The sequence below is a fragment of the Arthrobacter sp. YN genome (assembly GCF_002224285.1).
Classification (GTDB): domain Bacteria; phylum Actinomycetota; class Actinomycetes; order Actinomycetales; family Micrococcaceae; genus Arthrobacter.
Genome location: NZ_CP022436.1, coordinates 4,985,439 through 5,006,401, shown reverse-complemented (window position 1 = coordinate 5,006,401; position 20,963 = coordinate 4,985,439). Strand labels below are relative to the sequence as shown.

Genomic DNA, 20,963 nt, shown 5'->3' with positions numbered 1-20,963 from the left:
CCGGAAGGTGACCTTCCGGGGGTTTTGTCGTGTTTGGGCCCGGGCTGTCGTGTGCTGGCCTACGCGCCCGGGCGGGGTGCGAACATGATGACGCCGACGCCCACAATGCAGATCGCCGCCCCGACCACGTCCCAGTGGTCCGGGCGGAAGCCGTCCACCAGCATTCCCCAGGCCAGCGAGCCGGCAATGAATACGCCCCCGTAGGCCGCCAGAACCCTGCCGAAGTGCGCGTCGGGCTGAAACGCCGCGAAGAAGCCGTAGATGCCCAGCGCCACGATGCCGAGGCCGGCCCACCACCAGGCTTTGCCCTCACGGACGGCCTGCCAGATCAGCCAGGCGCCGCCGATCTCTGCAACGGCGGCCAGGACGAAGAGAATGATGGACTTCAGGACAGTCATTGCTCCAGTATTACCTGCTGGATGCCCGGGTTATCCACATACGCCAACTGCCCGGTTCCGGCTGCGGACCCCCTCGAATAGCTTTGGGTGCAGGAGATGCACTAAGATATTGAAGTCTGTGTTGCGCCCTCCTTCCGAGTCTTCGGCGGGGGAGCGGGTACACGGCATCGCAAATGAACCTCCTGTTACGGAAATACCGTAACCGCTTAGCCCAAAGGAGGTGGGTTCACATATGCGTCCTTACGAATTGATGGTAATCATCGACCCCGAGGTCGAAGAGCGTACCGTAGAGTCGTCGCTTCAGAAGTTCCTCAATGTCATCACCACCGATGGTGGAACCATCGAAAAGGTTGACATCTGGGGCCGTCGCCGTCTGGCGTACGACATCAAGAAGAAGTCCGAAGGTATCTACGCCGTGGTGAACTTCACCGCAGCACCGGCTACCGCCAAGGAACTTGATCGCCAGCTGTCTCTTAACGAGACGATCATGCGCACCAAGATCATCCGTCCTGAAGACCAGAAGGTCGTTGCTGAGTAATCAGCCCCTTCCAGATCTTTATCCCGCAGGAACGAACAAGGAGGCAGTAGATGGCAGGCGAAACCACTATTACGGTCATCGGTAATCTCACCAATGACCCCGAGCTGCGGTTCACCCCGTCTGGCTCAGCAGTAGCGAACTTCACCATCGCTTCTACTCCCCGGACCTTTGACCGCCAGTCCAATGAGTGGAAGGACGGGGAAACCCTGTTCCTCCGCGCATCTGTATGGCGCGAAGCAGCCGAGAACGTGGCCGAGTCCCTCACCAAGGGCATGCGCGTCATCGTTTCCGGCCGTTTGAAGAGCCGTTCCTACGAAACAAAAGAAGGCGAAAAGCGCACCGTAATCGAGCTTGAGGTCGACGAAATCGGCCCCAGCCTGCGTTACGCAAACGCCAAGGTCAACCGTACCCAGCGCTCCGGCGGTGGGCAGGGCGGCTTCGGTGGCGGCAACGCCGGTAATTCCGGTGGCTTTGGAGGTGGCGCTCCTGGTGGAAACCAGGGCGGCGGCAACTCCGGTGGAACCTGGGGCGGCAACCAGCCCGCACAGCAGCAGGATGACCCTTGGGCTACGCCCGGTGTCAGCAATGCTGGCGGTGGCGGCTGGGGCAACGGCCCGGATTCCGAACCTCCCTTCTAAACAAAACATAAACGTCCGACGCCGGACGCTTACCCGGACTGCCGCGAGGCACCTTGGTGACAACCGCCGTCGAACACCACCATCCCGTGGATCAATATCCACGGGCTCCATAGAAAAGGAGCTCCACGATGGCTAAGGCTGAACTCCGTAAGCCCAAACCAAAGTCCAACCCCTTGAAGGCCGCTGACATCACCGTCATCGACTACAAGGACGTAGCACTGCTGCGCAAGTTCATCTCCGACCGCGGAAAGATCCGCGCTCGTCGCGTTACTGGCGTTACCGTTCAGGAACAGCGCAAGATCGCCCAGGCAATCAAGAACGCCCGCGAAGTTGCTCTGCTGCCTTACTCCGGCGCTGGCCGCGGCTAAGGGAAGGGATTAACTAACATGGCAAAGCTCATTCTGACCCACGAAGTAACCGGTCTCGGTGCTGCTGGCGACGTTGTGGAGGTTAAGGACGGTTACGCACGTAACTTCCTGCTGCCCCGCGGCTTCGCTCTGACCTGGTCCAAGGGTGGCGAGAAGCAGGTTGAGTCCATCAAGGCTGCCCGCGCCGCTCGTGCGCACGCTTCTGTTGAAGCTGCACAGGCACAGGCCCAGGCTCTGTCCTCCAAGAAGGTCAAGCTCGAGGTGAAGGCCGGCGAGTCCGGTCGTCTCTTCGGCACCGTCAAGCCTGCTGATGTCGCTGCTGCTGTTGAGGCCGCTGGCCTCGGCGCCATCGACAAGCGCAACGTTGAACTGCCGAACCACATCAAGTCTGTCGGTTCGTACACGGCCAACGTTCGCCTGCACGAGGACGTTTCCGCTGTCATCGACCTCGAGGTCGTTGCAGCAAAGTAGTCTCTGACTCCATCTAAGGCCCCCGCTACCGGATTCCGGTGGTGGGGGCCTTTTTTTGCGGGATGAATCAGGGCGTGTGGAACTCCTCCATCACGTGCTTGTACCCGGTGCGGATCATCTCGGCCAGGGTGTCCCGGTCCACGTCGTCCAGTTTGTTCACATACAGGCACGCGGCACTGGTCTTGTGCTTTCCGAGTTCCGGGAGCAGCCGGTCTGCGTCGGGACCTTCGGTGAGGCCGTAGAGCACCAGGCTGCTCTTGCGCGGTGAAAATCCGACGGCGGCGGCGTCACCTTCGCGGCCGCTGTCGTACTTGTAGTGATAGCTGCCGAATCCAACGATCGACGGCCCCCACATGACGGCTTCCTTGCCGGTGATGTCACGCATCATCTCCAGCAGCTCGAAACCGTCCGCACGCCGTGTTGGGTGCTCCACGGCGGCCAGGAATTCTTCCACGGACACGTCCGTGGGCTGGGTCTTGTTCTCTGCCATAGGGGTAGTTTCGCAGACGCTGGGCGGGTGCGTCAGCAAAACCGGTCAGCAACCGGTGATAGCCTGCAGCGGTGACTTCAGAAGCCCTGCGCAGCCGCCCGTTCTACCAGGTGGACGTCTTCTCCGACCAGCCTTACCGAGGCAACCCGCTTGCCGTGGTGGTCGATGCCGAAGGCCTCAGCACGGGCACCATGCAGCATTTCGCCAATTGGACCAACCTTTCCGAGACCACGTTCCTCCTGCCTCCCACGGACCCCATGGCGGATTACAAGGTGCGGATCTTCACGGGCAGCGAGGAGTTCCCCTTCGCGGGGCATCCGACGCTGGGTTCGGCGCATACCTGGCTTCAAGCCGGGGGAGTGCCCAAGGCTGACGGCGTCCTGGTCCAGGAGTGCGGCGCCGGTTTGGTAAGGGTGAAGCACGACGCCGGGCGGTTGGCTTTCGCCGCACCGCCGCTGACGCGCTTTGGCCCGGTTGATGACAGTATCAGGACCCAGCTCGCCGCAGCCCTGCGACTTCCAGAGGAAGATGTGCTGGACGCCTCCTGGCTGGTCAACGGGCCCACATGGATCGGCGTGCTCCTCGGTTCCGCGGAACAGGTCCTTGCCATCGAACCGGATTTCGCTGCCATGGGCGACCTCAAGGTCGGAGTGATCGGACCGCATCAGCCGGGTGCCGGCGTCGACTTTGAAGTCCGTACGTTTATTCCGGGCGACGCCATGGTGGAAGACCCGGTCACGGGTAGTTTCAACGCCGGCGCGGCCCAGTGGCTGATCGGCAGCGGCCGCGCGCCTCAGGAGTACATTGCAGCCCAGGGCACCGTGCTGGGCAGGGCGGGAAGGGTCCACGTCACAGCGGAGGACGGCGAGATTTGGGTGGGTGGAGCGTCGGCCACGTGCATCGAAGGAACGGTGTTGCTCTAAAGGCTGCCCCCGCTGTCACGTGCGCTTGGGCCTGGACAGCACCACCACCAGGAAAATCCCTGCACTGAACACGGCCTGCACCATCAGGACGGTGGATGGGACGTACCCCAGATAGAGTGCCACGAGCAGCGGGATGGTCGCCAGAATGGTCACGTCCAGCCCGCGCAGCAGGGAGCCCAGCTGCGCACGGGGAACAGGACCGAACGGAGTCTCAACCGGCGGAGCGGTCCAATCCGGCGGCGTTCTGGTGGCCGCGCGGAGAGTTCCCGCGCCCATGCCCACGCCAGCGAGGGCACCGACCAGCACCAACCACGGATCCGCGGCGCCGAGGAGAACCAACAGCCCACTCAGCACCGCCATCCACAAGGACATGGCAAGGCACGGCATGAGCGTGCGGCTGGTCCTGACCAGTGCCGGATGCAGTGGCAGCACGGCATCGAGCTCAGGAACCAGGGCGGTCTTCCGGGCCACGGTCCCCAACCCGGAAGCCGTGGCGCACCCCGCGATCACGATGACCGCCAGCTGCACGAACTCCGGCAGCCCACCTTCCACCAGCAGCATGGCGACGCAGGCAGCAAGCCACAGGATGGGTGGCATCAGCGGGGGATTGAGTCTGAGGAAGGCAACTGCATCAGCGCGGATCAGCGCCCTCAGGGGGCCGTGCGTGTGCCGGGCGTAAAAGCGGGCCGCCCTGCCGCCGTCGACCCTTTGACGGCCGCCGCTCAAGGCGCGAAGCACCTCATTGGCGTCCATCATGAACAGCGAGGCCCCGGCATGACGGGCCACGGCTCCGCCGCGAACCAGCTCTTCACCCCGTACACGTCCGGACCGCGGCACAACCAGCGCCAAGAGTCCGACGGCGGCAAGGCCCGCCAGCGCTGTTGGCCACGGAGACCAGGACAGTGCGGGAAGGAGCGAGCACCCCAGAAGCGCCGCCGCCGAGATCGCTTTACCCAGGCGGGGACCCAGCAGACCGAGCTGTTGCACGGCTGCCAGGACCAATGCAATGGCGCCGACGCAGCCGAAAGTGAGTGCAGCGAAAGCGTGTTCCACGGGGGCGCGGTCAATGGCGGTCACCATGCTGAAGGGAAGGTAGATGATGGCTGAACCAGCTGCGGTGAGCGCGACTTTGCCGAGGAAAGGCGGCAGGACCATGGGGCGGCGATCCACCGGCAGAGTCAGCCACCAGGTGCTCTCCGCGCCATTCAATGTCATGGGCCCGAGCTTGCGTGCCAGGTTGCTGATGACCAGAAGGACCGCGAAGGTCACGGACGTCCACAACACGGGTTCCGGCAGGACCAGCCATTGCTCGCCAATGATGCTGCCGGTGGTGGAAGCGCGGTCCGCGATTTCGTTGCGCAGCGCGAGAACGAACGAGGCCGCAATGGTCAGGGAAACGCCGATACCGAGGCCCCAACTGTAGGCATCGACGAACCGGTCGCCCCACGAGATCCGACTGCGTTTGTAGCGTCGGGCGGACCTGCGGGTAAACCGGACGATGTCAGCAGCCAGCTCCCTGTTCCGGCCGGACGGTTCAAGCGTGAGCATGTCAGGAGCCGGCAATGATCGAGGCCCCCTGTTCCGGATCGAATTCCTGGACTTCCTCGTCGATAACCAAGCACGTGGAGGCGGTAGCGAGCAGGAGCTGGGGATCATGGGTTACCAGAACCACTGCGCCACCGTCTTTGGCGTGGGTGGCGATGCGCTCACCGAGCGCCACCCGCATCCGCGGATCGAGCCGTTGCTCCGGCTCATCAAGGATCAGGAGCGACGACGGGCGGATCAGTCCTGCTGCCAGCAGCAGCCGGCGCCGCTGGCCGGAAGAGAGGGCGTCAGGGATGGCGTGCGACCTGCCCAGTAGTCCGAAGAAATCCAGCTCTTCCTCAACGCGCGCTTCGGGGTTCTCCAATGAATGGCCGCGGGCGATGAGGAGGAGGTGTTCCCGAACTGTGAGGGACGGGAAGAAGAGGTCGTCGTCAAACACAGCGGAAACTTGCCGGCGGAAGGGAACGGCGTCGGGGTCGATGAGGAGGCCGTGGACTTTCACGTCACCCGCCAAGGACGCCTGCCGACCCGCAAGAGTGCGGGCTACCGTGGATTTCCCGGCGCCGTTGACACCAACGATTCCCAAGACGTCACCCGCGTCCACGGATGCAGAAACTTCCCCGCACACCGGAGCCCCGGCGTACCCAACCAACAAGCCTTCGGCCTCCAAAACTGTCCCCATGCTGCAACCCTACCGGCGGGATTGGCGCGACCTTGCCGGAGCGTTTAGCGTGAGTCTTATGTCCGCATCCGATGCTTCCGTGAAGGCCAACGGCAACCCTCTGCTTGTCCTGGGCAAGATCACGTCCATCCTGGATGCTTTCTCGTTGTCCAAGCCGGTACTGCAGTTGGTCGACATCCGCGAATCGACCGGCCTGCCCACGTCAACGGTGCAGCGACTGGTCACGAACCTCACGTCGCAGGGCTTCCTGGACCGGGACGGCGATGCGTACCGCATCGGGATGCGGATGGCCTACTGGGCAGCGCCGGCAACCCGCGGTATGGACGTGGTGGACATCCTGAGTCCGCTGCTCAAAAACCTGCGGGATACCACCGGCGAGACTGCGTGCTTCTTCAAGGCAGAGCAGCACTACCGGGTCTGCGTGGCCCTGGCAGATACGCATCACGCACTCCGCCGGGAGATGCACCTGGGCAAGATTGTCCCGCTTCACGCGGGCTCGGCAGGCAGGGTGCTCCTGGCCTGGTCACCGGAATTGATGGAAGCAGTCCTGCGGGATCCGTTGGAGTCCATCACGGACTACACCATCACCAGTTCCGAGGAGCTCGAAACGGCCGTCAAGAAGACCCACGCGGACGGGTTTGCCATCACCGTGGGTGAGCGGGAAGACGGCGCATCAGGGCTATCTGCGCCGGTTTTCGATTCAGCCGCCGGCCTGGTGGGTGCCGTCACCATCAGCGGACCAACCCTTCGGATGCCGCGGGAGACGTGCGAGGCTTGGGTGGAGCCCCTGCTGGCTGCCGCTGAGCACATGACCAGGCTGATCGGTGGACGTTTCCCCGGCGAGAGCTGAGTAATCAACGTGAGGGAGAATGACGATGGCTGGGAAACACTCCACAGTGGACGCCTATATCGCAGCCCAGACTGAGGCCACCCAGCTGATCCTCAAGGAGATCCGCAGGAGCATTCACGCAGCAGTCCCCGATGCCGGCGAGATGATCAGCTATGACATTCCCACAGTCACCATCGATGGACATTATGTGGTGTATTTCGCTGCCTGGGCACACCACATTTCGGTGTATCCGGTACCCCGTGGAGACGAAGTCTTGAACAACGACTTGGAGCAGTATTTGTCCGGGAAAGGAACCTTGAAGTTTCCTTTGACCAAGCCAATCCCGTACCAATTGATTGGCAGGGTTGCTGCCCAGCTCGCGGCGGAAAGACGACGGGAACACTGATGCGTGATTTTGAGACCCTGGTGGCGGAGGCCGAGGAAGCCGACGTGGACGGCTGGGGATTCGCCTGGCTGGACGGGCGGGCAAACGAAGAACGTCCGCCATGGGGATATGCGAAGTTGCTCGCGGGCCGCCTCGCCACTGTCCGGAGTGCCTTGGACCTGGACACCGGTGGCGGGGAGGTGCTCTCAGAGGCCACTCAGTTTCCTGAACTGATGGCTGCCACCGAGGGCTGGCCGCCCAACGCCCAACGGGCCCGTGGGTTACTGGGGCCGCGCGGGGTAGACATCGTGGAAACGACAGCCGGTTCCGTCCTGCCTTTCCCTGACGGGTCCTTCGAGCTCGTGACCGCACGCCACCCGGTGAGCCCCGATTGGGAAGAAATCCACCGCGTCCTGATCCCCGGCGGTCACTATTTCGCCCAGCATGTGGGACCGGCGTCGGCCTTTGAACTGATTGAATATTTTCTGGGGCCTTTACCTGAACAGCGGAAGGGGCGGGACTCCCAGGCCGAGGCAGCGGCTGCCGAAGCCTCTGGCCTCACCGTCACGGACCTCCGCACCGCCCAGTGCCGGATGGAGTTCTTCGACGTTGGCGCCGTGGTGTGGATCCTGCGCAAATGTGTGTGGTGGGTTCCCGATTTTTCAGCAGAACGCTATCTGGGCCAGTTAAGGGAAATGGATGGGCAGATGAGGGCAGGGCGCCCGTTCGTCGCCCACTCAACACGGCATCTGATCGAGGCCCGGAAAGAGGGGAAGTAGCCGGCCCGTGCAGCACAGCCCTGCGGAAGTCAGAGCAGCGAACGCGCCTCAAGGTCTTCCATGGCCCACGTGAGGATCTTCAGGTCGAAGGGATCCCGCTCTTGGATGCCAAAGAGGTAGGCGTCGAAATCCCACGGCCTGGCGTTCCCGCCGTTGGCCCAGTACCAAGCCCATAAATCGTCCAGGGTGATCTCATGCTCCATGACCAGTGATCGGGCCGTCTGGCGTGAGTCTTCCATGAACCTTTCCCGACTCCTGATACAGCAACTAAACCGCATCAGGCTGATTGACGTGGATCCTGCTTCTTAAGGTGCATTTTCATGCTTGCACGTTCAGGGCTCATCCGAAACCCCAGAGGCTTTGCGAATACTATGGGAACTTCCGAGGGAAACTAACGCCTGAAGAGGGACCTCGCAATGAATCAGGAGCACACTGTGGATTCTGCCCGGACCTTTGAGTCGATCGTCATCATTTTTAATCCCAACAGCACGGGGGATGCGCCTGAGTTGGCGCAGCAGTTGCATGACCGGCTGAAGGAGCTCCTCTCCTACCAGCCTGAGATCACCCTTCAGCCCACCGAGCACGCCGGACACGCCGTGGATCTGGCGAGGGAAGCGGCCAGCAAGGGCGGCGACGTCCTCGTGGTGTCCGTCAGCGGCGATGGCGGCTACAACGAGGTGGTTAACGGTGTAATGCAGGCCGGGAACCCCAAGGCTGTCTGTGCAGTCAGGGCTGCCGGAAACGCCAACGACCACAGCAGGATCATGACGACGAAACCGTTGGAAGAAGCCATCGCGGAAGGCCGTGTTCACAACATTGACCTTCTCCGCATCCACACGGGCCAAAATGAGAATGAGCCCCCCGAATATGCGCATTCCTACATCGGATTCGGCCTGACCCCTGTGGTGGCCACCGAACTTGAAAAGGGCAGTAAAGGTGCCCTGAAGGAAATGGTCACCGTGATCCAGACGTTTTCCAAGTTCGAGCCCTTTGGCATTCGCTTGGCTGACGGAAAGCGCCGGAAGTTCGATAGCCTCGTCTTCGCCAATATCAATGAAATGGCCAAGTACGCCACGCTCAGTGAAGCCGCAAACCACCCATCCGACGGGAAATTTGAGGTCATCACCTTCCCGCATATGCCCAAGTGGCGCGTTCTCCTGACTGCGCTTAAGGCCACCACGCAGGGCTTGGGTGACCAGCCGAGCATGAGCAAGTATGAATTCACCACGCTCAAGCCGCTGCCGTATCAAATGGATGGCGAGGTGAAGAGCGTTGAAGCGAACGTCAAGGTCACAGTGGAATGCGCTCCCCGCGCCCTGGCCACTCTCGGCTAGGCGCGCGCTTAGCCCGCAGTGGCGCAGGCGGCGGTGACGAAGTCGTAGATCCGGCCGCGCAGTTCATTCGACGCCGCAATCTTCACCAACCCCTGCCGTCCTCCCACTGTGACCCTTAATGGCAAGAGTGTCCCCACCTTGTCCTCGGCGACGGCATGTGGGTCGCAGCGCGCAGGTCTGATGTGCAAGGCCAGCTCGCGTGTGGCGTCACCGGGTGCGATGGTGACGTTCCGAGGCCAAGGATCAGAGGGCGTCTCCGCCAGAAGAGTGGTTCCGTCAACCGATTCAATGGTGAGGCTTTTCGCCGATCCCCCCGGCGTGGCCGGTGTAATGACAAGGCGCACGACGGCGGTGCGGCCGTCCGCGGCAACCTCAAGTGTGGGGTCCAGGGCCATGACGGCGACGGCGGCGGCCTCTGTTGCGAGGCACAGCTCGCCGGCGTTCCTGGTCAGGACACCGAAGGGATCGGAAGCGTCGGCGTTCCCCTCCACAGGTTCTTTGCCCGGTGCTGCGTAGGTGATAGTGGCCTTGAGTTCCGGTGACGCGTCTCCGGATGCTTCGCAGGTGGCCCCTGGCAAAGCAGCAGGAAGGCTTTTGGGCTGACGGGGCGGCAGTTCAAGGGTGCCTTCTGATGGGTCCCAGAAAATGTCACCTTCGAACAGCGTGGATCGCAGCCGGGCCCCGGCCACGGTCAGCGGCGAGTCCGTGGTGTTGGTGAGCTGCAGCAGGATTGCCTGCTTGCCGTATTGGTCCCGGGACTGGTTGACCTCAACGGTGATGGGTCCTGGGTTTCCGCTGGAGGGCTCCGAAACGGAGCCGCCGTCACCAGTTCCGCCGAAGTCGCACGCGGCTACAAGCGGCAGGGTCACAGCAATGGCCATTCCCACCACAAAAGAACGACACCGCCGCCTCACCATGCGATCAGTGTAGGGGCGCCTGCAAGCTGCCCGGTACCTCCGCAGGACACTGCAGGGTCAACGCTGAATTGACGCAGTCATGGCCCACCGTAGCGAGTCGTGTATCAAAGCCCCGCATGGCAGGGGCCGGGCGGCGGTACGATGTGGCTCACGCAGACTTTGCATTCCTGTCCCTGGGATTTACGACGAAAGGCAATACCGATGTCCTTCCAGGCTTATCTTGATGCCATTGAAGACAAGACCGGCCTCACTCCGAGGCAATTGGTTGAAATCGCGGAATCCAAGGGCTTCAACGACCCGTCGGTGAAGGCCGGAACCATCCTTGAATGGCTCAAAGCCGATTATGAACTTGGCCGCGGCCATGGAATGGCCTTGGTGCACGTCATAAAGAAGGGCCCTCAGATCGACAGCAAGCATGTGGGTTCGGACGGCACGCATCGGGATGAGTCGGACGTGCTCTGGCTGGACGGCAAGGCCAGCAAGCCACAGCCGTAACGGGGAGCAGCCTATGGCGGGCAATCAATAAGCATGCTTAGCTTAAGGTCATCGCACGGCCGTTCGAGTCAGAAGGGTCCACATGTCCACCGTGACGCAGTTGTTCAGGTCCCCCGCCGCCAACGTCTGGGAAGTCATTGAAGACGGGTGGCTCTATTCCGGCTGGGTGGTGGGTGCTTCACGGATCCGCGCCGTCGACGATCAGTGGCCGCAGGTGGGTTCCAAGTTGCATCATTCCGTTGGGTCGTGGCCGTTTCTGATTGATGACAGCAGCAGGGTTACTGCTGTGGAACCTGGCAGGAAGCTCGAAATCCTCGCCAAAGGCTGGCCTCTGGGCGAAGCCAGGATCCTGATCACCCTGGAAGACCTTGGCGGTTCCCAGTGCCGGGTGTCCATCGCCGAAGACGCCGTCCGCGGCCCGGGGAAACTGATACCCAAGGCGCTGCGGGACCCCGTGATAGCAGTGCGGAACCGCGAGACGCTCAAGCGTCTGGAACTTATGGCTGCGGGCGGAGCGGGCAAGAAGAGCTAGGCCGGCCTGACCCAGTCAAAAGCCTCAGCCTTGGACCGCGCTCCCTGTGCTGCCTTGGAGCGGTTCGGTTCACCCAATTCGCCCAGCAGTTTCTCCGACAGCACCACAAGTTCCCCGAAGACATCCGGACTCAGCCATTCAGGGCGGGTTGCAAAGAGAATGTCTTCGCTGGACGTATTGCCGCTGGCGCCGGGTGCGAACGGGCAGCCGCCCAGTCCACCGAGGGCGCCGTCCACCATGGCAGCACCGGCCTGGATGGCGGCAAGCGTGTTCGCTACACCCAAGCCCCAGGTGTCGTGGCCGTGATAGACGATCCTGCGTCCAGGGGACTCGTCCCGAACCCGGGTGATGAGCCGGGCGACCTGCGCGGGCACGGCCTGCCCCAAGGTGTCGCAGATGACGATGTCCGTGGTGCCTTCAGCCCGGGGATCATTGGCGATGGAGAGAATGCGCTCCTCGGGAACGTAACCCTCAAAGGGGCAGGTGAAGGACGTGGCGATGCAGAGCTGGATGTGGCCAGCCACCGCTCGCGCGTACTCGACGGCTTGGGGGAGGGCGGCCAAGCTCTCATCAGTGGTCCGTCCGATATTGGCCTTGTTGTGCGAATCGGAGGCTGACAAGCAGTACTGGAAGTTCCGTGCTCCGGCGGCTGATGCTTTGGCGACGTGACCGGGAGTGGCCACCCAGATCCAGCACTTCTCCAGTTCTCCGGGGGTGAGGGCTTGGACTACTTCAAGCGTGTTGGCCATGGTGGGGACCAAATCCGCGCGGGCCATGGAGCCCAGCTCAATGGCAGGCACCCCCAGCCGCAGCAGTTCCCGCACCGTCTCGATCTTCTGTTCGGTGGGGAGGAGCTTGCCGGTGAGCTGGAGTCCGTCGCGCAGCGTGACGTCCCGCAGGATGACATTGCCCAGCGTGGTGGTCAGGGGGCTTTCGAAGCGGCTCATGGTCGGAGGGCTTCCTCGCGGCCGGAAGCCGCATTGATCTGTGCGGCATCCATGTTCAGGAGGCCGCCAAGGATTTCTTGTGTGTTTTCGCCCAGGTCCGGTCCGAGGTTACGGATGGGCAGGGACTGGTCCCCGATCACCGGAACAATGCCCGGAAAGCCCACGGCTGGGAGGGTTTCCTCGCCGGTGGACACGTCGAACTTCTGGATCATGTTGCGGGCCGCATACTGGGTGTCCGTGCTGATATCCGCGGCGGTATAGATCGGTCCGGCCGGAACCCCTGCGGCCTCAAGGGCGGCCAGCGCCTCAGCACCTGAAAGCGTAGCTGCCCAGTCGCCGATGGCCTGATCAAGCTCCTCACGCTGGGCCCAGCGCCCGGCATTTGTTTGCAGCGAAGGGTGTTCGGCGAGGTCAGGGCGCCCGATGGTTTGCATGTACCGCTGATAAATGGAGTCACCGTTGCCTGCCACCACGATGCTCGCGCCGTCCTTGCACACGTACGCGTTGGAAGGGGCGATGCCCTCCATCCGGCCACCCACACGCTGCCGGTCCACACCGTAGGCCTGATAGTCAGGGATCAGCGATTCCATCATCGAGAACATTGCCTCGTTCAGCGCGACGTCGATGATGCGCTCGGTGAGCGGAACAGCGCCGGCCGAGTCCCGGCGTCGTGCTTCACGCTGGTACAGGCTCATCATGGAGCCGAAGGCGGCGTACAGGCCCGCGATCGAGTCGCCGATGGAGACGCCAACACGAACGGGAGCGCGGTCCGGGTCGCCCACCAGGTTGCGGAACCCGCCGTAGGCTTCGGCGACGGCGGCAAAACCGGGCCGCTCGGACAGCGGCCCCGTCTGCCCGAAGGCAGAGATGCGGGTGACGATGAGGTCGGGGTTCACTTCGTTGAGGACCTCCGGTCCCAGGCCCCACTTTTCCAGCGTTCCGGGCCGGAAGTTCTCCAGAAGGATGTCGCACTTGGCTACCAGCGCCAGCACGGCCTGCTTGCCCGCGCCGGTGCGGAGATCCAGGACCACGGACTTCTTGTTGCGGTTCAGCGTGCGGTACAGCATGGACGTGGTGCCTTTGTGCAGGCGCCAGTTGCGCAGTTCGTCGCCGGTCCCGGGCCGCTCCACCTTAATGACCTCGGCTCCGAAGTCGGCCAGCAGCCTCCCAGCCGTGGGTGCGGCGATGTAGTTGCCGAGTTCCAGGACCCGGACGCCGTCCAGGGGGGCGATGGTGTGATGTGTCATGGGCTTCCTTAGTGCGGGCAGCCAACCCATATTATGGGCTGCAACTCATAATGAAAGTCTAATGCTCAAATAGACTAAATCGGTGTACTTCACTATTAGGCCCGCCCGTCCAGCCGATGTACATGGCATCCTCACCGCGGACATCGCAGCTGGGAGGACGTCACCCGCTGACGCTGAGCGATTCGCTGCGGGCATCAGCGCCGCGGTCGCGGACCCCGCCCGTCTCGTCGTGGTGGCCGAAGCGCATGATGACGCCAACGCGGAAGGCGGGACCGGCGTCGTGGGTTGGGCCAAAACGCATCACTGGGATTATGCGGACGGGCCCGCGCCGGCGGGGCATTACCTGGGTGGCGTCACCGTGCGCCCTGAATTCCGGCGCAAGGGCCTGGCGGCCCAGCTGACTGAGGCCCGTCTCCACTGGATGTGGGAGCGGGTGGAGTTCGCCTGGTATGTGGTCAATGCGCACAACGAGGCGTCGCTGGCGTTGCACCGAAGGTGGGGATTTCGGGAGGTCGCGCGGGGCGCCCGGTTTCACACCGTAGCGTTCGACGGCGGTGAAGGAGTGTTGCTGTCAGCGGCACGGCCGCAGGCCTGACGTCGGTAAACACCGTGGCGGCCTTAGCATGGTCCACAGGTGCACCGACCGGGGGAGTGTGTGATGGGACCGTTGGAATCGATCCAAAGAAGCGCGGATAAGAGCCAATCAGCAGGTGTGGGACCACGTTCGCGGCCTCCACGGCCACGGTCCTTGCGGCTGAAGAAGTTGGACGTTGCGATTCTGCTGGTCCTGATCGTCCTTCTTGCACTCTCTGCTACCCCGTGGCCGTCCGCGATGCTGATCCGCAGTGTTTTTGAGCGCGGGGCGCAGGCGACCATTGACGAGATGACCCCTTACGTGCCGGATACGCCGCTGCAATCCCAGGCCGGCGTGGTGTACAAGCCCGGGTCCACTTTTGATGTTTTCAGCCCTGAAGGGACCACCGCGCCGCTGCCAACGGTGGTGTGGATTCATGGGGGAGCCTGGATTTCCGGAGCGCAGCGCGACGTTAATCCGTATCTCCGGATCGTCGCCGCCGAGGGCTACACCACCATCGGCCTGAGCTATCCGATCGCCCCCGAGGCCACCTACCCCACTGCCGTCCGTGACATCAATGAGGCCCTCGCCTACATCAAAGCTCATGCAGCGGAATTGAACGTAGACACCAGCCGCATCGTGCTGGCCGGTGACTCGGCCGGGGCCCAGCTTGCGAGCCAGATGACCACGCTCACCGTAAACCCCGAGTACGCCAATCTGATGGGGATCGAGCCCGCCCTTCAAAAGTCGGAGTTGGCCGCCACCATCCTGCATTGCGGTGTCTACGATCTCCGGGCCATGGCTGACCTCAGCGGCATCGTGGCTTGGGGATTCAAGACCTCTCTTTGGGCGTACACGGGCACCAAGGACTGGTCCGCCACCTACGCCGGGGCCACCATGTCCACCATCGACTTCGTCACTGACGACTTCCCGCCGACGTTCATCAGCGGCGGCAATGGTGACGGGCTCACCTGGCTCCAGTCCGTGCCCTACAGCAACCGCCTCAAGGATGCCGGCGTTCCGATGACCGAGCTGTTCTGGCCTGCCACCCATGAGCCGGAACTGCCGCACGAGTACCAGTTCCACCTGAACTTCGACGAGGCACGGGAGGCGCGGGACAAGACGTTCGCCTTCTTGTCCACCCACGCCCCGCGGCGCTGACGGACCGCTATTCCGGGGAAGGTCAAAGTATCTCCATGATGGAACTATTATTGGAGCATGACCTCAGCCCCTGAAGCCCCGCCCGTCACGCGCAAGCCAGCGCTCTTCTGGGCCTCTGCCCTGTGTGTTGCCGCCCTGGTCCTGGTGCCCCTGTGGATGCTGCTCGGGAATCCCGCTGTCTTGCGCGGACACCCGTTGCTGCCCGCGCTGTTGGTGACTGCCGTCGTCGTCGGACTTCTTTGGGCTGTTCTGCTGTGGCGCCGCCGCCGCGCGTCCCGCAAGCGTTCGACGCTGAGGGCTGCAGGTGCATGGGCGGGGCGCGTGGCTGTCCTGGCCCTGGTGGCCATGCTGGTCTGGCTGAATCCCTTCGCCTACCAACAGGGCGCCGGAGCGGCCGGATCGTCTCCCACGGCCTCGGTGGTTGAAGGGGCGACGGCGATTGTCATGAGACCCGAAGGTGCGCCGGCCGGCAAAGGGCTCGTCTTCTACCCCGGCGCCCGCGTAGAGGCGCGGGCGTATGCGGATATCCTCAAACCGGCAGTGGATGCCGGGGTCCTGGTGGTGATCCTCAAGACACCCCTCAATCTCAGCTTGTTGGACGGAAACCAGGCCCGTGGCGCCATGGATGCCCATCCGGAAATTTCCACGTGGACTGTTGGAGGTCATTCGCTGGGCGGGGTCAGTGCCAGCTCATTTGCCCTGTCCAACCAGGACGTGGACGGCCTGCTGCTGTACGCCTCCTACCCGCTGGACTCCATGCGGGGCCGCGCGGGGCTGAAGGTCCTGTCCATCTCGGGCTCCGAAGACGGACTCAGTACGCCGGAGAAGATCAACGCCTCCCGCGAGCTGCTGCCCTTTGACGCCGCCTTTGCGGAGATCCAAGGCGGTAACCATGCGTTCTTCGGGGACTACGGGCCGCAGCCCGGCGACGGCGAACCCACCGTGGGTCGCGACGTTGCCCAGGGGCGGATTGCGGCGACCACGGCTGCGTTCCTGACGGGGATCGACGGCGGCTAAGGCCTCCCGGGAATAGTTCCGGGCACGCACCTGTTCATTGATTTAGATGCAAACGCATGTAAGCTGGATGAACAAGCAACAGGAGAATGCCATGGAAACCCGCCGCATCACCGTCCTTTCCGCCGGACTCGGTGTCCCGTCGTCGAGCCGCCTGCTGGCCGATCAGCTGGCCGCCTCCGCCGAGCGACAGTTGCGGGCTGCAGGGTACGACGTGAAGATCGACACCGTTGAACTGCGCGACCTTGCCGTGGATATCGCCAACAACTTCGTCACCGGCTATGCCGCGCCGCGCCTCGCTGAGGTGATTGCCGGCGTCGATGATTCCGACGCCGTCATCGCCGTCAGCCCCGTCTTCAGCGCCTCCTACAGTGGTTTGTTCAAGTCGTTCATCGACGTGCTGGACCCGAAGTCGCTGGATGGCAAGGCTGTTCTGCTCGGCGCCACAGGCGGCACCGATCGCCACCAGATGGTCCTCGATTACGCCATGCGCCCACTGTTCACCTACCTGCGCACCAGGATTGCCGCTACGGGCGTGTTCGCAGGGCCCCAGGACTGGGGAAACACCGACGACGGCGGCTCGCCCCTTTCGGCGCGCGTGGACCGCGCTGCGGGAGAACTGGTGCAGTTGCTCAGCGGCCCGCAGCCGAACCGCAAGCCCGACGCCCTTGAATCACTGCCCTTCGAACAGCTGTTGGCAGGTATTTCAGCGGGTCGGTAGTCCGCTTTCAGGAGAGTGGAAATATCCGCTCTGCCACGCCTGCGTCTTCCGTGCCTGGGGGTTGGTGGTTGCGGACCACGGAGGATAGACGCGGAACCCGCGCTTCCCGCCTCTTCCATTGAGGGAACTGATGCCGTGAGTGACCAAGGCGGACCGGGGAAAGACGAAGTGACCGGTGTTCTCCGCTTCCCGGACGGAGATCACCAAAGTGTCGGCGTCGTTGGCTTCCGGGTGGTCCGCCGGGAACGGTTCCGTACCTCCGGCAGCTGACCGACGCCACACCGCGACGAAGAGACCCACCTTGGTCGGCGTAACCTTGCCCACCCGGAAACGGACCACTGCCGGCCCGCAGGTGGACGTTGCGGCGCCGTACTCAGTGTTGTCCGACTCGGGAACGGGGAGGGAGCACGTCTTCCCCAGGAGGTTCATAAGCCGGTGCGCTTGAAGGACATCGGGATGAAGCATCAGATCAGTATGCACGTGGTGCTGGGCGCTTGGTGAATCCCACCCCTTGGTTGGCCCGAACTTTTTCACGTGGCTGATCGTTGGGGCAACCATGAAGTGTCCTGTGGATTCCATTGACCTGGTGATGAGCGAACGAAGCGGCGTGGAGATTGACTACTGCCCGCAATGCAGGGGTGTGTGGCTGGACCGTGGGGAGCTGGACAAGATCATTGATCGCGTCGCAGCAGAAACCATCCCTGCCCCCTCCCGGCCGGCGGCTGCGCCGTCCCAGCCCCCCGTCGCGCCGCCACCCCTCTACAATCCGTTTGAGTCCCGTCCACAGCAGCCGCGCTATGACGACAGGGACAGGCGCGACTATGACCGGCGGGATGGCGATCGGCGCGAAAGCTACGATCGCGATGGGTACGGCCGTAAGCGCAAGAAAAAAGAAGGCTTCCTTGGAGACCTGTTCGACTTCTAGGTTTTCCTAGTCGTCCAACAGCTCAATAAACTCGCGGGCCTGTTTGATGGTGATGTCTGAGTGGCGCGTCAACGCGATGGCGGCGCCCTCAACATCTCCACTTTTGGCGAGCGTCCGGATTCGTCCGTAGATCTCATCGTTGAGCATGTTGCTGCTCACTTCCCGCGTCACCTCGCCTTTGCTGACAATCGCCCTGTAGCGGTAGGGAAAGCGCTCGGGCTCGTCATCGTCCTCCGCCAGCAGGTCCTTGACGGCTGGCTCCGGCGTGAAAGGCTGCGGGTGGGCCGCCAAGGCGCCCACCGCTTCACGCGAGGCACGCAGGCCTTCGCCGGTGGCCTGTAAGTAGAGCTTGATCGCTGCCATGCCCTGTCCACGGGCGATCAGGGAGTAGAGCTGGCGGTGCTGCTCCTGGCTGAGCTTGGCGGCAGACTCCCTGGCCAGCTCCACGGGATCCTTCGGGGCGTTCGCGGCGGCGACGCCCGCCGTGGTTTCAGCGGAACGCTTGGTGAAGGAGCGAATAAGCAGGAGCACGCCCGCAATGACCGCAATGAGGATCAGGAGCGGGATGAGGATGGAATCCATGGCGTTGTCAGAGCCGATCTACGTAGTTCTTGGCGGTAAGCAGGTCCGAGTGGGTGGCTTGGCGCAGAACCTTGATGGCCTCGATCTTCTTCCCGCTGCGGACCAGGTTTTGGAGCTCGAGCGCAAGCTGCGGGTTCAGTTGGCCATTGGGAAGGACGGCAGGCTGGTGTCCGGTCTGGCCGGCAGCGTGTGAACGGGCGGCCTGGGCTTGAATAGCGGACCTGGTGTTCTCCGCCTGTTCCCGGTGGCTTGCCTCATTCTGGCTCGGCTTGGTGGTGGCTTCAATGCGGGCGCGCAGGGCCAGCGCCTCCTGGACTTGGGACGCTTGGTGCGCAGCCGAACGGGCCGCCAGTTCACGTTGATACCTCTCCGCGTCGGAGACGCCGGTATCCCGCGGCTTGAAGGCCGCCGTGAGTGCCCACAACAGGCCAACGAGGACTAGAAGCGGAAGGGCAAGCGTCAACACGTCACCAAAGTTCATCCCCATGCTTAGAGCTTATGCCAGAACTTGGTTATCCACAGCACATTCCACTTCCGGCATAGGCTTCTGAGACAGTGGTGTCAAATTTGGGGCCGGTTTGTAAGATGCATCACATTTGCGGCATGTTTGGGGTGCATTCCACCCTTCATGAGGCAAAGAGGGGCGGCGCGTCTGTGGATGAAATTGCGCCAAATCTTTCTTTAGTCCACAGCTTGTGATGAGCGTTTCCGCAGGTCAGACGCTAGTTTCCCGTAAAAGAATTTCTCTATCCACAGGGTAACGCACAGTCTGTGCACAACGAGGGGCTGGTATTCCACAGGTTTTCCACAGGGGGTCCCAGGTGCCTGCTGTAACGTGTCTGGAGTGTCCATTTTGGATGCGAATATCCCTTGTTGAGTTTCCCGGACGCTGCTCAAACCACCACTGGCAGCGGGCCTGGGGAATCGGCTGTGGATAACTTGTGGATACGGAATGCTATTTTGTCGGCCCTGCCTGACATCGTCAGAGACACCGGGTGGTCTTCGTCACCACACACTGCGCTTTACGGGCCGCCGGGGAGTAAATCTCTGCAGCGGTACACAAATGGAGGACAGCCTTGTCAGTTACGCACTTGGACTCAATCGAGGGCACACGCGCTTCGGACTCGAGCCGGAAACCTCCCCAGGACATCCCTGCTGAGCAGTCGGTGCTTGGCGGCATGATGCTGTCCAAGGACGCGATCGCGGATGTCGTCGAGATCGTCCGTGGGCATGACTTCTACCGTCCGGCCCACGAGACCATCTATGAGTCCATCATTGACCTCTACGGTCGTGGGGAGCCCGCCGACGCCGTCACCGTTTCGGATGAACTGACCAAGCGCGGAGAAATCAACAGGATCGGTGGCCCCGCCTACCTCCACGAGCTCATCCAGACAGTGCCCACCGCGGCAAACGCCGGCTACTACGCCGAGATTGTTGCCGAGCGTGCTGTCCTTCGCCGCCTTGTCAACGCCGGCACCAAGATCGTCCAGATGGGCTACGGCCAGGACGGCGAAGTGGAAGACCTGGTCAACCAGGCCCAGGCCGAGGTCTATGCGGTGGCGGAAAAGCGCACTGCAGAGGACTACGTGGCGTTGAAGGACGTCATGGAATCCACCGTGGACGAGATCGAAGCTTCCGGTCACCGCGGCGAAGGCATGACCGGGGTTCCCACGGGCTTCTACGAGCTGGACGAACTGACGCACGGACTCCACCCCGGCCAGATGATCGTCATTGCAGCGCGTCCTGCCGTGGGTAAGTCCACGTTCGCGCTGGACTTCGCCCGTTCCGCCGCCATAAAGAACAACCTGGCTACAGTCATGTTCTCCTTGGAAATGGGCCGGAACGAGATCGCCATGCGTCTTCTCTCCGCAGAGGCCACTATTGGTCTGCAAGACCTCCGTAAGGGCACCATCAAGGACGAGCAATGGTCCAAGATCGCCACCACCATGGGTCGCATGAACGATGCTCCGTTGTTCATCGATGACAGCCCCAACATGTCCCTCATGGAGATCCGGGCCAAGTGCCGCCGCCTGAAGCAGCAGCACGACCTCAAGCTGGTCATCCTCGACTACCTCCAGCTCATGAGCTCCGGAAAAAAAGTTGAATCCCGCCAGCAGGAAGTTTCTGAGTTCTCGCGTGCGCTCAAGCTGCTCGCCAAGGAGCTCCAGGTTCCCGTCATCGCTCTGTCACAGCTGAACCGTGGTTCCGAGCAGCGCCAGGACAAGCGCCCCATGGTGTCCGACCTCCGTGAATCCGGCTCCATCGAGCAGGACGCCGACATGGTCATCCTGTTGCACCGTGAAGATGTCTACGACAAAGAATCGCCCCGCGCCGGCGAAGCGGACATCCTTATTGCCAAGCACCGTAACGGTCCCACCAAGGACATTGTGGTTGCGTTCCAGGGCCACTACTCGCGTTTTGCCAATATGGCAGGCGATGCAGGCGCTGGTGGCGGCGGCTTCTAGCGC

At 62.7% G+C, this 20,963-nt stretch carries 28 protein-coding genes; 17 read left to right on the top strand and 11 right to left on the bottom strand.

From position 1 onward, the window contains the following. Positions 1-59 precede the first annotated feature (59 nt). A complete protein-coding gene (locus CGK93_RS23135) occupies positions 60-398 on the bottom strand; it encodes a YnfA family protein (protein ID WP_089597033.1) in 339 nt (112 codons plus the stop codon). 232 nt (positions 399-630) lie between these two features. Here CGK93_RS23135 and rpsF point away from each other — a divergent pair, with 232 nt between their 5' ends. From rpsF to rplI, 4 genes are all read left to right on the top strand, one after another. Then, positions 631-936: a 30S ribosomal protein S6 gene (gene rpsF / locus CGK93_RS23130; RefSeq protein ID WP_011776755.1), complete on the top strand. Its 306-nt coding sequence runs from the start codon at positions 631-633 to the stop codon at positions 934-936. A gap of 50 nt (positions 937-986) precedes the next feature. Next, the gene (locus tag CGK93_RS23125; protein WP_089597032.1) at positions 987-1,574 is read left to right on the top strand and encodes a single-stranded DNA-binding protein; all 588 of its coding nucleotides are present in this window, start codon (positions 987-989) and stop codon (positions 1,572-1,574) included. 128 nt (positions 1,575-1,702) lie between these two features. Further along, the gene (rpsR, locus tag CGK93_RS23120) at positions 1,703-1,942 is read left to right on the top strand and encodes a 30S ribosomal protein S18 (RefSeq protein ID WP_003800144.1); all 240 of its coding nucleotides are present in this window, start codon (positions 1,703-1,705) and stop codon (positions 1,940-1,942) included. 18 nt (positions 1,943-1,960) lie between these two features. Next, positions 1,961-2,413 carry a 50S ribosomal protein L9 gene (rplI, locus tag CGK93_RS23115; RefSeq protein ID WP_089597031.1) on the top strand — a complete coding sequence of 151 codons (453 nt, stop codon included), beginning with the start codon at positions 1,961-1,963 and terminating at the stop codon, positions 2,411-2,413. Positions 2,414-2,480: 67 nt separating this feature from the next. Here the strand turns inward: rplI and CGK93_RS23110 are convergent, their stop codons facing one another. Further along, entirely contained in the window at positions 2,481-2,903 is a 423-nt protein-coding gene (locus tag CGK93_RS23110; RefSeq protein ID WP_089597030.1) for a DUF1801 domain-containing protein, read from the bottom strand. Between the two features lie 71 nt (positions 2,904-2,974). Between CGK93_RS23110 and CGK93_RS23105 the strand changes: the two genes are divergently transcribed. Next, complete coding sequence (locus tag CGK93_RS23105; protein ID WP_089597029.1) at positions 2,975-3,826, top strand: PhzF family phenazine biosynthesis protein; 852 nt, start codon at positions 2,975-2,977, stop codon at positions 3,824-3,826. A 15-nt stretch (positions 3,827-3,841) separates the two neighbouring features. Here the strand turns inward: CGK93_RS23105 and CGK93_RS23100 are convergent, their stop codons facing one another. Continuing rightward, positions 3,842-5,374, bottom strand: coding sequence for a DUF6297 family protein (locus CGK93_RS23100; protein ID WP_089597028.1), 1,533 nt, complete (start codon positions 5,372-5,374; stop codon positions 3,842-3,844). Position 5,375: 1 nt separating this feature from the next. Next, positions 5,376-6,053 carry an ABC transporter ATP-binding protein gene (locus tag CGK93_RS23095; protein ID WP_089597027.1) on the bottom strand — a complete coding sequence of 226 codons (678 nt, stop codon included), beginning with the start codon at positions 6,051-6,053 and terminating at the stop codon, positions 5,376-5,378. 58 nt (positions 6,054-6,111) lie between these two features. Between CGK93_RS23095 and CGK93_RS23090 the strand changes: the two genes are divergently transcribed. Genes CGK93_RS23090 through CGK93_RS23080 form a run of 3 tightly spaced genes read left to right on the top strand, consistent with a single transcriptional unit; the run spans position 6,112 to position 8,046 of the window. Then, positions 6,112-6,903 (top strand): IclR family transcriptional regulator, encoded by a 792-nt coding sequence (locus tag CGK93_RS23090; RefSeq protein WP_089597026.1) that lies wholly within the window; start codon positions 6,112-6,114, stop codon positions 6,901-6,903. 25 nt (positions 6,904-6,928) lie between these two features. After that, positions 6,929-7,288, top strand: coding sequence for an iron chaperone (locus CGK93_RS23085; protein WP_198318303.1), 360 nt, complete (start codon positions 6,929-6,931; stop codon positions 7,286-7,288). Continuing rightward, the gene (locus CGK93_RS23080) at positions 7,288-8,046 is read left to right on the top strand and encodes a class I SAM-dependent methyltransferase (RefSeq protein ID WP_089597025.1); all 759 of its coding nucleotides are present in this window, start codon (positions 7,288-7,290) and stop codon (positions 8,044-8,046) included. Before CGK93_RS23085 ends, CGK93_RS23080 begins: the two co-directional genes overlap by 1 nt. Before the next feature lie 29 nt (positions 8,047-8,075). Here the strand turns inward: CGK93_RS23080 and CGK93_RS23075 are convergent, their stop codons facing one another. Further along, a complete protein-coding gene (locus CGK93_RS23075) occupies positions 8,076-8,285 on the bottom strand; it encodes a hypothetical protein (RefSeq protein WP_089597024.1) in 210 nt (69 codons plus the stop codon). A gap of 177 nt (positions 8,286-8,462) precedes the next feature. Between CGK93_RS23075 and CGK93_RS23070 the strand changes: the two genes are divergently transcribed. After that, complete coding sequence (locus CGK93_RS23070; protein WP_232481482.1) at positions 8,463-9,380, top strand: diacylglycerol kinase family protein; 918 nt, start codon at positions 8,463-8,465, stop codon at positions 9,378-9,380. A gap of 8 nt (positions 9,381-9,388) precedes the next feature. Here the strand turns inward: CGK93_RS23070 and CGK93_RS23065 are convergent, their stop codons facing one another. Beyond that, the gene (locus CGK93_RS23065; protein WP_089597023.1) at positions 9,389-10,261 is read right to left on the bottom strand and encodes a hypothetical protein; all 873 of its coding nucleotides are present in this window, start codon (positions 10,259-10,261) and stop codon (positions 9,389-9,391) included. A gap of 237 nt (positions 10,262-10,498) precedes the next feature. On the opposite strand from CGK93_RS23065, the gene CGK93_RS23060 reads away from it, so the two are divergent. Next, positions 10,499-10,792: a DUF4287 domain-containing protein gene (locus CGK93_RS23060; RefSeq protein ID WP_089597022.1), complete on the top strand. Its 294-nt coding sequence runs from the start codon at positions 10,499-10,501 to the stop codon at positions 10,790-10,792. A gap of 82 nt (positions 10,793-10,874) precedes the next feature. After that, the gene (locus tag CGK93_RS23055; protein ID WP_089597021.1) at positions 10,875-11,324 is read left to right on the top strand and encodes an SRPBCC family protein; all 450 of its coding nucleotides are present in this window, start codon (positions 10,875-10,877) and stop codon (positions 11,322-11,324) included. Here the strand turns inward: CGK93_RS23055 and CGK93_RS23050 are convergent. Beyond that, the gene (locus CGK93_RS23050) at positions 11,321-12,271 is read right to left on the bottom strand and encodes a hydroxymethylglutaryl-CoA lyase (RefSeq protein ID WP_089597020.1); all 951 of its coding nucleotides are present in this window, start codon (positions 12,269-12,271) and stop codon (positions 11,321-11,323) included. The genes CGK93_RS23055 and CGK93_RS23050 overlap by 4 nt on opposite strands. Continuing rightward, complete coding sequence (locus tag CGK93_RS23045; protein WP_089597019.1) at positions 12,268-13,518, bottom strand: CaiB/BaiF CoA transferase family protein; 1,251 nt, start codon at positions 13,516-13,518, stop codon at positions 12,268-12,270. The genes CGK93_RS23050 and CGK93_RS23045 overlap by 4 nt, the downstream gene beginning before the upstream one ends. An 82-nt stretch (positions 13,519-13,600) precedes the next feature. Here CGK93_RS23045 and CGK93_RS23040 point away from each other — a divergent pair, with 82 nt between their 5' ends. The 4 genes from CGK93_RS23040 to CGK93_RS23025 all read left to right on the top strand — a co-directional run bounded on the left by CGK93_RS23040 (position 13,601) and on the right by CGK93_RS23025 (position 16,988). Then, entirely contained in the window at positions 13,601-14,113 is a 513-nt protein-coding gene (locus CGK93_RS23040; RefSeq protein WP_089597018.1) for a GNAT family N-acetyltransferase, read from the top strand. 153 nt (positions 14,114-14,266) lie between these two features. Further along, the gene (locus CGK93_RS23035) at positions 14,267-15,253 is read left to right on the top strand and encodes an alpha/beta hydrolase (protein WP_232481481.1); all 987 of its coding nucleotides are present in this window, start codon (positions 14,267-14,269) and stop codon (positions 15,251-15,253) included. Positions 15,254-15,310: 57 nt separating this feature from the next. After that, on the top strand, positions 15,311-16,270 hold the full coding sequence (locus tag CGK93_RS23030; RefSeq protein WP_089597016.1) for an alpha/beta hydrolase: 960 nt from the start codon (positions 15,311-15,313) through the stop codon (positions 16,268-16,270). Positions 16,271-16,361: 91 nt separating this feature from the next. Beyond that, positions 16,362-16,988: an FMN reductase gene (locus CGK93_RS23025; RefSeq protein ID WP_089597732.1), complete on the top strand. Its 627-nt coding sequence runs from the start codon at positions 16,362-16,364 to the stop codon at positions 16,986-16,988. Here CGK93_RS23025 and CGK93_RS23020 read toward each other — a convergent pair. Then, positions 16,974-17,453 (bottom strand): MepB family protein, encoded by a 480-nt coding sequence (locus CGK93_RS23020; RefSeq protein ID WP_232481480.1) that lies wholly within the window; start codon positions 17,451-17,453, stop codon positions 16,974-16,976. The two genes, CGK93_RS23025 and CGK93_RS23020, sit on opposite strands and share 15 nt — an antisense overlap. Before the next feature lie 103 nt (positions 17,454-17,556). Between CGK93_RS23020 and CGK93_RS23015 the strand changes: the two genes are divergently transcribed. After that, a complete protein-coding gene (locus CGK93_RS23015; RefSeq protein WP_232481479.1) occupies positions 17,557-17,913 on the top strand; it encodes a TFIIB-type zinc ribbon-containing protein in 357 nt (118 codons plus the stop codon). 6 nt (positions 17,914-17,919) lie between these two features. On the opposite strand, the gene CGK93_RS23010 is transcribed toward CGK93_RS23015, so the two are convergent. Further along, a complete protein-coding gene (locus tag CGK93_RS23010; RefSeq protein ID WP_089597013.1) occupies positions 17,920-18,495 on the bottom strand; it encodes a hypothetical protein in 576 nt (191 codons plus the stop codon). Positions 18,496-18,502: 7 nt separating this feature from the next. After that, the gene (locus CGK93_RS23005; RefSeq protein WP_089597012.1) at positions 18,503-18,976 is read right to left on the bottom strand and encodes a hypothetical protein; all 474 of its coding nucleotides are present in this window, start codon (positions 18,974-18,976) and stop codon (positions 18,503-18,505) included. Positions 18,977-19,571: 595 nt separating this feature from the next. Here CGK93_RS23005 and dnaB point away from each other — a divergent pair. Beyond that, complete coding sequence (dnaB, locus tag CGK93_RS23000) at positions 19,572-20,960, top strand: replicative DNA helicase (protein ID WP_089597011.1); 1,389 nt, start codon at positions 19,572-19,574, stop codon at positions 20,958-20,960. Positions 20,961-20,963 lie beyond the last annotated feature (3 nt).

What these genes read in the sequence shown, in the direction of transcription:
- CGK93_RS23095 (WP_089597027.1), bottom strand. Translation starts at nt 6,053, where the DNA reads ATGGGGACAGTTTTGGAGGCCGAAGGCTTGTTGGTTGGGTACGCCGGG.
- CGK93_RS23030 (WP_089597016.1), top strand. Translation starts at nt 15,311, where the DNA reads ATGACCTCAGCCCCTGAAGCCCCGCCCGTCACGCGCAAGCCAGCGCTC.
- CGK93_RS23135 (WP_089597033.1), bottom strand. Translation starts at nt 398, where the DNA reads ATGACTGTCCTGAAGTCCATCATTCTCTTCGTCCTGGCCGCCGTTGCA.
- CGK93_RS23085 (WP_198318303.1), top strand. Translation starts at nt 6,929, where the DNA reads ATGGCTGGGAAACACTCCACAGTGGACGCCTATATCGCAGCCCAGACT.
- CGK93_RS23020 (WP_232481480.1), bottom strand. Translation starts at nt 17,453, where the DNA reads ATGCTTCATCCCGATGTCCTTCAAGCGCACCGGCTTATGAACCTCCTG.
- CGK93_RS23045 (WP_089597019.1), bottom strand. Translation starts at nt 13,518, where the DNA reads ATGACACATCACACCATCGCCCCCCTGGACGGCGTCCGGGTCCTGGAA.
- CGK93_RS23075 (WP_089597024.1), bottom strand. Translation starts at nt 8,285, where the DNA reads ATGGAAGACTCACGCCAGACGGCCCGATCACTGGTCATGGAGCATGAG.
- CGK93_RS23100 (WP_089597028.1), bottom strand. Translation starts at nt 5,374, where the DNA reads ATGCTCACGCTTGAACCGTCCGGCCGGAACAGGGAGCTGGCTGCTGAC.
- rpsF (WP_011776755.1), top strand. Translation starts at nt 631, where the DNA reads ATGCGTCCTTACGAATTGATGGTAATCATCGACCCCGAGGTCGAAGAG.
- rpsR (WP_003800144.1), top strand. Translation starts at nt 1,703, where the DNA reads ATGGCTAAGGCTGAACTCCGTAAGCCCAAACCAAAGTCCAACCCCTTG.
- CGK93_RS23090 (WP_089597026.1), top strand. Translation starts at nt 6,112, where the DNA reads ATGTCCGCATCCGATGCTTCCGTGAAGGCCAACGGCAACCCTCTGCTT.
- CGK93_RS23080 (WP_089597025.1), top strand. Translation starts at nt 7,288, where the DNA reads ATGCGTGATTTTGAGACCCTGGTGGCGGAGGCCGAGGAAGCCGACGTG.
- CGK93_RS23125 (WP_089597032.1), top strand. Translation starts at nt 987, where the DNA reads ATGGCAGGCGAAACCACTATTACGGTCATCGGTAATCTCACCAATGAC.
- CGK93_RS23060 (WP_089597022.1), top strand. Translation starts at nt 10,499, where the DNA reads ATGTCCTTCCAGGCTTATCTTGATGCCATTGAAGACAAGACCGGCCTC.
- rplI (WP_089597031.1), top strand. Translation starts at nt 1,961, where the DNA reads ATGGCAAAGCTCATTCTGACCCACGAAGTAACCGGTCTCGGTGCTGCT.
- CGK93_RS23055 (WP_089597021.1), top strand. Translation starts at nt 10,875, where the DNA reads ATGTCCACCGTGACGCAGTTGTTCAGGTCCCCCGCCGCCAACGTCTGG.
- CGK93_RS23025 (WP_089597732.1), top strand. Translation starts at nt 16,362, where the DNA reads ATGGAAACCCGCCGCATCACCGTCCTTTCCGCCGGACTCGGTGTCCCG.
- CGK93_RS23070 (WP_232481482.1), top strand. Translation starts at nt 8,463, where the DNA reads ATGAATCAGGAGCACACTGTGGATTCTGCCCGGACCTTTGAGTCGATC.
- CGK93_RS23010 (WP_089597013.1), bottom strand. Translation starts at nt 18,495, where the DNA reads ATGGATTCCATCCTCATCCCGCTCCTGATCCTCATTGCGGTCATTGCG.
- CGK93_RS23110 (WP_089597030.1), bottom strand. Translation starts at nt 2,903, where the DNA reads ATGGCAGAGAACAAGACCCAGCCCACGGACGTGTCCGTGGAAGAATTC.
- CGK93_RS23005 (WP_089597012.1), bottom strand. Translation starts at nt 18,976, where the DNA reads ATGAACTTTGGTGACGTGTTGACGCTTGCCCTTCCGCTTCTAGTCCTC.
- CGK93_RS23065 (WP_089597023.1), bottom strand. Translation starts at nt 10,261, where the DNA reads ATGGCCATTGCTGTGACCCTGCCGCTTGTAGCCGCGTGCGACTTCGGC.
- CGK93_RS23050 (WP_089597020.1), bottom strand. Translation starts at nt 12,271, where the DNA reads ATGAGCCGCTTCGAAAGCCCCCTGACCACCACGCTGGGCAATGTCATC.